The 2,076-nt window shown below is 75.5% G+C and carries 3 protein-coding genes; 2 read left to right on the top strand and 1 reads right to left on the bottom strand.

Annotated features, from left to right (window positions below; all coding sequences use genetic code 11):
* Window positions 1-741: DMT family transporter (locus Q7W29_07120; protein MDO9171582.1), on the top strand; the 741-nt coding region annotated here is incomplete at its 5' end.
* Between the two features lie 49 nt (window positions 742-790).
* Complete coding sequence (locus tag Q7W29_07115) at window positions 791-1,435, top strand: acetyltransferase (protein MDO9171581.1); 645 nt, start codon at window positions 791-793, stop codon at window positions 1,433-1,435.
* Between the two features lie 11 nt (window positions 1,436-1,446).
* Here Q7W29_07115 and Q7W29_07110 read toward each other — a convergent pair.
* On the bottom strand, window positions 1,447-2,076 hold a 630-nt coding region (locus tag Q7W29_07110), incomplete at its 5' end, for a hypothetical protein (GenBank protein MDO9171580.1).

Raw genomic sequence — 2,076 nt, 5'->3', positions numbered from 1 at the left:
GGCACGGTTTGGCCCGAGGGGATTTCCTGGCGGCAGCACATGTGGCTGGGACTGAGCGGGACGCTGGGGCTCGCGATCGGGGACTCGTTCTACTACAAGGGAATCATGATGGTGGGGCCGCGGCGGGCCTCGTTGATGCTGGCGGCGACGCCGGTCGTCGCCGCCCTGACCGCTTGGCCCGTGCTGGGGGAGCGGCTGGGGACGATGGCGATGGTCGGGATCGCCGTGGTCATCGGGGGGATCCTGCTGGCCGTGCTGGGGCGCGACGACGGCACCGGCGACCACCGCGGCGTGCCGCGGGCGGTCCTGGTCCGGGGGCTGGGCGCCGCCCTGGTCTGCGCGGTCTGCTCAGCCGTGGGCAACGTGCTGGCGAAGCTCGGCATGCCGGGCGAGACGCCGCCGCTGGCGGCCGCCCTGGTGCGCGGCTGGTGGGCCACCCTGGCGATGGGCCTGTTCCTGCTCGGGCGGCGCGACATCGTGTCCCAGCTGCCGCGCCTGCGCGACCCGCGGGTGCTGAAGCCCGCGGGCGTGGCCGTGGTGCTGGGGCCGTTCCTGGGCATGTGGGCCGCCATCGCCGCGCTCAAGCTCACCGAGACCGGCGTGGCTTCGGCGCTGCTGAACACCGTGCCGATCACCGTGCTGCTGCCCGCCTGGCTCATCCACCGCGACCGGCCCTCGCCGACCGCGTTGCTGGGCGTCGCGGTCGCGGTGGGCGGCGGGGCGCTGCTGTTCCTGAGGTAGTCGGCGTGTCGGATCACAACAGACATCGAGACGGAGGAAGGAGCCGCGCATGGCGATGCAGGATCTGGTGATCTACGGGGCGGGGGGCTTCGCGCGGGAGGTGGCCTGGCTGGCGCGCTCGATCGAGGGGCGCTGGCGGGTGGCGGCGCTGGTCGACGACGACCCGGCCGCGCACGGCCGCACGATCAACGGGTTCCCGGTCATGGCGCTGGACGCGGCCCGCGCCGCCTTCCCGCAGGCCGCGTTGACGGCGGCGGTGGGCGATCCCGCCCTGCGCGAGAAGCTGATCGGCCGGGCCGCCGCGGCCGGCTTCGCGTGCGCGACGCTGGTCCATCCGCGCGTCGAGATGTCGGAGTGGGTGGAGATCGGCGAGGGGACCGTCGTCTGCGCCGGCAACCTGCTGACCACGAACATCGTGCTGGGCCGCCACGTCCAGATCAACCTGGACTGCACGGTCGGGCACGACGTCGTCATGGGCGACTTCACCACCCTGGCGCCCGGCGCGCACATCTCCGGCTGGGTCCACTTCGGCCGGGGCGTGTACGTGGGGACCGGCGCGGTCATCATCAACGGGCACGAGGGCGTGCCGCTGACGCTCGGCGACGGTGCGGTCGTCGGCGCGGGCGCTTGCGTGACCAGGTCCGTCGCGGCGGGCACGACCGTCGTCGGGGTGCCGGCGAAGCCGCGCGGCTGAGCCGGGAACGACTAGGAGCCGGCGCCGCTGCGCGCCAGCAGATCGCGCGCGGCCCCCGCCAGGGCCGCGCGTTCCGTCGGCGGCAGGTCCGCGCCGTCGACGGCCGCCAGGAACGCGGGCGCGCCGGCGCGCACCGCGTCGAGCGTCACGGGCAGCTGGCCGGCGTCGAACTGGAAGGGCAGCGTGGGCGGGGAACGCCGCAGGCCGCGCTCGAAGATGTCCGCCGCCTCGGCCGCGCGGCCCAGACCGATCTCGGTCAGGGTGAGGTAGAGGAAGGCCTGCGGCGCCGGTCCCCAGTAGAGCAGGCGCGCGCCGGCGTCCAGCAGCACGGTCGCGTCCAGTTGGACGCGGTCCAGGTCGGAGGCCCAGCGGACGGTCGCGCCGCTGGGGCCCAGCAGCGCGGGTCCCAGGTCCCCGGCCAGGGCCTCGAGCACGAGCGTCGGCCGGAACCCGTTCCCCGCCGGGTCTTCGCCCGCGGCCGCCCGCAGCACCGCCGGCTGGAGGATCACGAGGCGGGGCGACGGCCCGGCGGGCACCGAGCGCAGCGTCCGCATCGCTTCGTGGCTGACCGCCGTGCGGCACACCACCGGGTCGGCCGGCAGCCCGTCGGCGCCGCGCCGCGAGAGGCGCCACTCGCACGC

The organism is bacterium (genome assembly GCA_030654305.1).
In the GTDB taxonomy this organism is placed as follows: Bacteria; Krumholzibacteriota; Krumholzibacteriia; order LZORAL124-64-63; family LZORAL124-64-63; genus PNOJ01.
Note: the sequence above shows the minus strand (reverse complement) of the source record. Positions and strands in the feature narration are given on the sequence as shown.

Bases quoted from the DNA above. Each gene is read 5' to 3' on its own strand.
- Q7W29_07115 (MDO9171581.1), top strand. From the start codon at position 791: ATGGCGATGCAGGATCTGGTGATCTACGGGGCGGGGGGCTTCGCGCGG.